Here is a 6,608-nt window from a genome sequence, read left to right as displayed (position 1 = left end):
GCTGGCAAGGATGGTGATGAGTTCATCGCTGCTGCTCTTGGTGGCAAGGATGGTGATGAGTTCATCGCTGCTGCTCTTGGTGGCAAGGATGGTGATGAGTTCATCGCTGCTGCTCTTGGTGGCAAGGATGGTGATGAGTTCATCGCTGCCGCTGCCGGCGGCAAGGATGGCGATGAGTTCATCCGCGCTGCTCTTGCTGGCAAGGATGGTGATGAGTTCATCCGCGCTGCTCTTGCTGGCAAGGATGGTGATGAGTTCATCCGCGCTGCTCGTGCTGGCAAGGATGGCGACGAGTTCATCCGCGCCGCGGAGCTGGTCTTCGCCGGTGGCAAGGACGGCGACGAGTTCATCCGCTGACCTACCTGGCATGATCGCTCTGTGTGACTGACGAGCGCCCGGGATCACCGCCCTCATGGACGTCGCTGATCCCGGGCGTCTACGTCCCCGCGCTGGTCTTCGAGATCGGGATCGGCGCGATGATGCCGGTCCTCGCGGTCAGCGCGGGCCCGCGCGGCGCCGCTCTGGCCACGGCGGCCGGGATCACCGCGCGGCTTCCCATCGGGCGCATCCTGGCGGACCTGCCGGCCGGCGCGATCGCAGCTCGCCTCGGCGACCGGTTCGCGATGATCGTGGCCTCGGGGGTCGCCGTCATCGGAATGGGGCTGCTCGCCGCGGCGACCAACCTGGCCGTGCTGGGCCTCGGCGCCCTGCTCCTCGGTGCGACCGAGGCGGTCTACTCGCTGGCCCGGCAGTCCTATCTCACCGAGGCCGTGCCGGTGCTGATGCGTGCACGGGCCCTCTCCACGCTCGGCGGAGTCCACCGGATCGGCCTGTTCATCGGGCCGTTCGCCGGTGCGGGCATCGTCCACCTCACCGGCAGCACTCCCTCGATCTACCTGCTCGGTGTCGCCACCAGCGTGCTCGCGGCCGTCGTGGTCGCCGTCGCCACCGACCCTGACCCGCGGCGCACGGACCGCGACCGGCCCACCGGGCTGTTCGCGGTCATGCGCGAGCATCGCCGCACACTGAGCACGCTGGGCGTGGCAGTGCTCCTCGTCGGTGCGATGCGCGGCGCGCGGATGACCGTGGTGCCGCTCTGGGCCGAGCACCTCGAACTCGGTGCCGCGACCACGAGCCTGATCTTCGGGATCGCGGGCGGGATCGACATGCTGCTCTTCTACCCGGCCGGGAAGGTCATGGACCTCAAGGGTCGACGGTGGGTGGCGATCCCGTCGATGCTGATCATGGGCGTGGCCATGGTGCTGATCCCATTGACCAGCACGGCGGGCGGGCTCACCGCGGCAGCCCTGCTGCTCGGGTTCGGCAACGGCATCGGGTCCGGCGTGATCATGACGCTCGGAGCCGACACCGCACCGCCGGGGGAGCGGGCACAGTTTCTCGGCGCGTGGCGGCTGCTCGCCGATCTCGGTAACGCGGGCGGTCCGCTGATCGTCTCCGCGGGTGCCGCGATCGGGTCGATCGCGCTCGGGATCGGGGCGATGGGGCCGATCGCGGGCGCCACTGCTGCTGCGCTCGGGCGCTGGGTGCCCGGGCGGCCCCCGCCGCAGGCGCGCACATGAGTCGCCTCGTGGAGGTCGATCACGATCGGCTCTCGCGCTGGCTGGTCGGCTTCGCCGACCGCCATGGCTCCATCACGGTCGACGGCGGGGCTCTCGCCGGCGCTGACGGCACCACGGCGTCGGTCGCGTCCTGGCAGCCTGTGGACGGCGCGGTCACCGACGTCGAGGCGCTCGTGGCCGCGACCGCTCCGCCGCCACGGCTCGGCCTGCTGCTGGTCCGGCGCGGCGGCTATGCGGTGGCAGTGGCCGAGCGCGCGGCGCTGGTGGCGCGCAAGGTGGGGCGCCGGCACGTGCAGTCGCACACGGCCGCAGGCGGTTGGTCGCAGCAGCGGTTCGCACGTCGGCGCGGCAAGCAGGCTGACGAGCTCGTGAACGCTGTGACCGAGCACGCGGTCCGCATCCTCGGGGGTGCCGAGATCGACGCGCTCGTGCGCGGCGGGGACCGCGCACTCGCTGCCGCGGTTCTCCAGGACCCGCGGCTACGCGGATGCGGCCTGCTGCTGGCGCGTGATCTCTACGACCTACCCGATCCCAGCCCTGCCGTGCTCGAGCAGGCGTTGAAGCGTGCCAGGTCGGTCCGCATCACGCTGGCGGACTGACGTCCGTTACGGCGTGCCCAGCAGCTGCTCGCCGGCACGGTAGCGGCGCAGGTTCTCCGCGATCAGTCGTCCGGGCTGTTGCGGGCGCCCACCGGCGGCGTGGGCCGTGATGATCGTGTTGGGCGCATGCCACAGCGGTGAATCGGCGGGCAGTGGCTCGGTCCGGAACACATCGAGCGCGGCGCCGGCGATCGAACCCGCGCGCAGCGCGTCGTCCAGGGCCGCTTCGTCGACCGTGACGCCGCGGCCGACGTTGACGAACCACGCGTGCTCAGGGAGTGCGGCGAACACCTCGGCGCCGACTGCTCCATCGGTCTCGGGGGAGCCCGGCAGGATGTCGACGAGCACATCGGTGGCGGCCAGTTCGGTCGGCAGGTCCGCGGTGGTGATGACGCGGTACCCGTGCCGCTCACCGGCAGTGCGGGCCACACCGGTCACCTGGGCCCCGAGCGCGGTGAGGTAGCCCGCGAGCGTGAGGCCGATGCCACCGAAGCCCCAGATCAGTACGCGCGCACCCGCGAGTGTGGTGAATCCGTTGCGGTTGCGGATCTGGTTGCCACCATGCTCCTCGAGCCAGTGGCCCTGCGCCTGGGCGGCCAACGCCTCGTCGAGGCGGCGCGCCGCGGCGAGGATCAGCGCGAGCGTGTGCTCGGCGACAGGCTGGTCGTGCAGGCCGGCGCCTGCGGCGATCACCACGTCGGTCCCGGCGAACGCCGCCTGCACCGCATCGGTGCCGGCCATCAGGCCCTGGACCCAGCGGACCCGGGGGAGCTCGGACGGCAGCGCCACGAGTCGCTCGCCGGGGTTGAGCCAGACGACCACGGCTTCGGCGTCTCGATGCTCCTCTGGGATGGGAGAGGCGACGTCGTAGTCGACGCGCGTGACGCCGTCGGGAGTCTCGAGGTCGATGGGGATGACGGTGGGGACGAGAATTTTCATCGGTCTCACAGGTCGGGCTGCTCCCGTTGGATCGCGTGTGCCCAGATGGACCCGATCACGCCGAGCAGCAGCCCGGTCAGGCACATGAGGGCGAGCCGGCCGTCGAGCGATCGGCCTGCGAGGTGCAGGACTCCGACCGCGGTCAGCGCTACCAGCCAGCACGCGGATCCGGTGAAGAACAGCTTCTTGGTGTTGACGCGAGCCGGATGGAGCTCCTGCGGGGTCTGCTGGGGATCGAGGGCTCGCACGCCACGATCGTAGAGCGCCGCCGGAGGCCGTGGCACCGCGCATGCGGCCAGGTCGAATATTTACTTAGCCTAACTAATGAGGTAGAATCGTTTCGATGTCTGAGCCGGCCCGCCTTCCCGCTCCTGGTGCGAGACGCCCGGAGCCGCTGGCGTCACGGCTCCGGACCACGCTGCTGCGCACGTCGCGGCGGCTCCGAGACCAGCGTGTGGGAGACGTCTCGGACGGCCAGCTGGCGGTGCTGGGACAGCTCGTCGCGCACGGTCCGCTCACCCCGAGCGAACTCGCAGAGCGGGAGCGAGTGCGGCCGCCGTCGATGACCAAGACCATCCAGCACCTGCTGGAGGCCGGCCTGGTCGAACGCAACACCCACCCTGACGACCGGAGGCAGGTCCTCGTGCAGGCCTCCGACCGAGGGCGAGAGCACATCCTCGCCACTCGCCGTCGTCGAGACGAATGGCTCAAGCGTCGCCTCGCGGCGCTGACCCCCCAGGAACGAGCCACGCTCTCCGCCGCCGAGGAGATCCTCCGGCGCATCCACTCCGAATGAGACCCGAAAGACCGACAGAACTGACGTGAGCACCACCTTCGCCTCGCTGAGCATCCGCAACTACCGCATCTGGTTCCTCGGAGCCCTGGTGGCGAACGTGGGTACCTGGATGCAGCGGGTGGCGCAAGACTGGCTCGTGCTCACCGAGCTCACCGACCACGACGGGTTCGCGGTCGGCGTGGTGACCGCACTGCAGTTCGCCCCCGCGGTGGTGCTGACGCCCCTCGCCGGGATCCTGGCGGACCGATACGACCCACGCAAGATCCTCATCGTCACGCAGTCGCTGCTCGGCGTTCTCGCCGCAGTCCTGGGGGCCTTGGTGCTCGGCGGCCACGCCCAGCTGTGGCACGTCTACGTGCTCGCGCTCGGGCTCGGGATCGTGAGCGCGCTCGACGCGCCCGCGCGGCAGGTGTTCGTCTCTGCACTCGTGCCGTCCGAACGGCTCGGGAACGCCGTGAGCCTCAACAGCGCGTCGTTCAACGCCGCACGGCTGATCGGCCCCGGCATCGCGGGGCTGGCGATCGCCGCTGTCGGCACCGGCTGGGTGTTCCTCATCAACGCCATCTCGTTCGCGTTCACGATCGCGGCCATGCTGGCGATGCGGGTCTCCGAGCTCGAACGGCTGCCGCGGGCGACACGGAGCCCGGGCGCACTGCGTGCGGGTCTGCGCTACGTGCGCGGCCGCAGCGACATCGTGGTCATCCTCGTCGTCCTGTTCGTGGTGGCCGCGTTCGGCCTGAACTTCCAGCTCACCTCCGCCGTGATGGCGACCGAGGAGTTCGGCCGCGACGCCGATGGTTACGGGGTGCTCGGCTCCGTGCTGGCGATCGGCTCGCTCGCCGGCGCGCTGCTCGCTGCCCGCCGCGTGCGCCCGCGGGTGCGACTGGTGGTCGGCGCTGCCTTCGGATTCGGTGTGGCATCCACGTTGATGGCGCTGGCCCCGACCTACCTGCTCTACGCGCTCGCGACCATCCCGGTCGGATTCTTCTCGCTCACGATGATCACCTCGGCGAACGCAGCCATCCAGCTCAGCACCGACCCGGTGATGCGCGGACGCGTCATGAGCCTGTACGTGCTCGTGCTGTTCGGGGCCACCCCGATCGGGTCACCGATCGTCGGCTGGATCGCGGCGGAATGGGGTGGCCGCGCCTCGATCCTGGTCGGGTCGATCAGTGCGATGGTGATCGCGCTGCTCGCCGCGTTGTGGACGCGCCGCCGGTGGGGCATCGAGGTCACCTACGAGCGTCGGCCACGCCCGCATCTCGTGCTGACCTCGCCGGAGGAGCGAGCGGCGCGTGAGCAGGCACAGATCGACGTGGCCGCCGACGAGTCGGGTACCCGCACCGCGGCGTGAGGCGGGCCCCGTCGCATCGGTCGGTCCTCAGCCCAGAGCGTCGACCACGAAGTCGACGCACCGGGTCAGTGCCTCGACGTCCTCCGGCGGCGCCGATGGGAACATGCCCACCCGGAGCTGGTTGCGGCCAAGCTTGCGGTACGGGTCCACGTCGACCACGCCGTTCGCGCGCAGCGCAGCGATGACGGCGGCGGCATCGAGACGCTCGTCGAGATCGATCGTGCCCACCACCGGGGAGCGAGCGGCGCGGTCGGCCACGAACGGCGTGGCCCATTCGCGTGACTCGGCCCAGTCGTACAGCGTGGCCGCCGACCGCGCGGTGCGCTCGGACGCCCACGCCAGGCCGCCACGGTCCAGCAACCACTCCACCTGCTCGACCAGCAGCACCAGCGTCGCGATCGCGGGCGTGTTGACGGTCTCGTCCTTGCGTGCGCTCGCCAGCGCTGCTGCGAGCGACAGTGAGGCGGGGATCCAACGCGACGACAGCTCCTCGACCCGCGCCACAGCGGCCGGCGAGAGAACCGCGAACCACAGTCCGCCGTCGGAACCGAGCGCCTTCTGAGGCGCGAAGTAGTACGAGTCCGTCTGCGCCAGGTCCACCGTGACGCCCCCGGCGGCCGAGGTGGCATCGACCAGCACGAGCGCGCCGTCGTCCATGCCTGCCGGGCGCTCCACCGGGGTCAGCACGCCGGTCGACGTCTCGTTCTGGGCCCACGCGTACGCGTCGATGCCCGGCGCCGCTATCGGCACCGCGGCGGATCCGGGGTCCGCGTTGATCACCTGCGGTTCACCCAGGAACGGCGCCGCCGCCGTGGCCGCCGCGAACTTTGCACCGAACTCGCCACACGCGGCGTGCTGGGCGTGCTCCCGGATCAGCGAGAAGGTGGCCACGTCCCAGAAGGCCGTCGAGCCCCCGTTCCCCAGCACGACCTCGTACCCCTCGGGTGCGCCGAGCAGGGTGGCCAGGCCCTCGCGTGCCCGACCGACCAACGATCGCACCGGGTCCTGCCGGTGGGAGGTGCCCAGCAGCGTGGTGCCCAGTGCGGCGAGCGCGTCGATCTGCGCAGGTCGGATCCGGCTCGGGCCGCACCCGAAGCGGCCGTCGGCCGGCAACAGCTCACGAGGGATGACGATCGAGGTCATGCCGTGATGATCCCAGGTGACGCACCTCCGTCGTCCCGCACGACCACAGCGTGGAAGGTGGGATGTCGACCCGGCCCACAGATAAGGTGGAGAGGTGCGCGACGACAACGGCGAGAAGGCGGGGGTGGCGTTGGCGTGACCGACCTCATCGACACCACGGAGATGTACCTCAAGACGGTCTTCGAGTTGCTGGAAGA

8 protein-coding genes are annotated in these 6,608 nt (G+C 70.5%); 5 read left to right on the top strand and 3 right to left on the bottom strand.

Annotation, left to right across the window (positions count from 1 at the left end; all coding sequences use genetic code 11):
- From ACOJSN_RS10600 to ACOJSN_RS10590, 3 genes are all read left to right on the top strand, one after another.
- Window positions 1–357: hypothetical protein (locus ACOJSN_RS10600; RefSeq protein ID WP_420112465.1), on the top strand; the 357-nt coding region annotated here is incomplete at its 5' end.
- A 23-nt stretch (window positions 358–380) separates the two neighbouring features.
- Entirely contained in the window at window positions 381–1,580 is a 1,200-nt protein-coding gene (locus ACOJSN_RS10595) for an MFS transporter (protein ID WP_420112464.1), read from the top strand.
- Window positions 1,577–2,179: an acVLRF1 family peptidyl-tRNA hydrolase gene (locus ACOJSN_RS10590; protein WP_420112463.1), complete on the top strand. Its 603-nt coding sequence runs from the start codon at window positions 1,577–1,579 to the stop codon at window positions 2,177–2,179. Before ACOJSN_RS10595 ends, ACOJSN_RS10590 begins: the two co-directional genes overlap by 4 nt.
- A 6-nt stretch (window positions 2,180–2,185) precedes the next feature.
- Here the strand turns inward: ACOJSN_RS10590 and ACOJSN_RS10585 are convergent, their stop codons facing one another.
- On the bottom strand, window positions 2,186–3,118 hold the full coding sequence (locus ACOJSN_RS10585) for an NAD(P)-dependent oxidoreductase (RefSeq protein ID WP_420112462.1): 933 nt from the start codon (window positions 3,116–3,118) through the stop codon (window positions 2,186–2,188).
- 5 nt (window positions 3,119–3,123) lie between these two features.
- The gene (locus tag ACOJSN_RS10580) at window positions 3,124–3,366 is read right to left on the bottom strand and encodes a hypothetical protein (RefSeq protein ID WP_420112461.1); all 243 of its coding nucleotides are present in this window, start codon (window positions 3,364–3,366) and stop codon (window positions 3,124–3,126) included.
- A 95-nt stretch (window positions 3,367–3,461) separates the two neighbouring features.
- On the opposite strand from ACOJSN_RS10580, the gene ACOJSN_RS10575 reads away from it, so the two are divergent.
- Both ACOJSN_RS10575 and ACOJSN_RS10570 read left to right on the top strand, forming a co-directional pair.
- Window positions 3,462–3,914 carry a MarR family winged helix-turn-helix transcriptional regulator gene (locus tag ACOJSN_RS10575; protein WP_420112460.1) on the top strand — a complete coding sequence of 151 codons (453 nt, stop codon included), beginning with the start codon at window positions 3,462–3,464 and terminating at the stop codon, window positions 3,912–3,914.
- Between the two features lie 25 nt (window positions 3,915–3,939).
- Window positions 3,940–5,268, top strand: a complete 1,329-nt coding sequence (locus ACOJSN_RS10570) for an MFS transporter (protein ID WP_420112459.1) — start codon at window positions 3,940–3,942, stop codon at window positions 5,266–5,268.
- A gap of 27 nt (window positions 5,269–5,295) precedes the next feature.
- On the opposite strand, the gene serC is transcribed toward ACOJSN_RS10570, so the two are convergent.
- Window positions 5,296–6,411: a phosphoserine transaminase gene (gene serC, locus ACOJSN_RS10565; RefSeq protein ID WP_420112458.1), complete on the bottom strand. Its 1,116-nt coding sequence runs from the start codon at window positions 6,409–6,411 to the stop codon at window positions 5,296–5,298.
- Window positions 6,412–6,608: the final 197 nt, after the last annotated feature.

It is taken from the genome of Pseudactinotalea sp. (assembly GCF_048594945.1).
Lineage (GTDB): Bacteria > Actinomycetota > Actinomycetes > Actinomycetales > Beutenbergiaceae > Pseudactinotalea.
This window is presented reverse-complemented; position numbering and strand designations above follow the sequence as displayed.

Coding starts and splice junctions, on each gene's coding strand:
- ACOJSN_RS10575 (WP_420112460.1), top strand. CDS start 3,462: ATGTCTGAGCCGGCCCGCCTTCCCGCTCCTGGTGCGAGACGCCCGGAG.
- serC (WP_420112458.1), bottom strand. CDS start 6,411: ATGACCTCGATCGTCATCCCTCGTGAGCTGTTGCCGGCCGACGGCCGC.
- ACOJSN_RS10585 (WP_420112462.1), bottom strand. CDS start 3,118: ATGAAAATTCTCGTCCCCACCGTCATCCCCATCGACCTCGAGACTCCC.
- ACOJSN_RS10590 (WP_420112463.1), top strand. CDS start 1,577: ATGAGTCGCCTCGTGGAGGTCGATCACGATCGGCTCTCGCGCTGGCTG.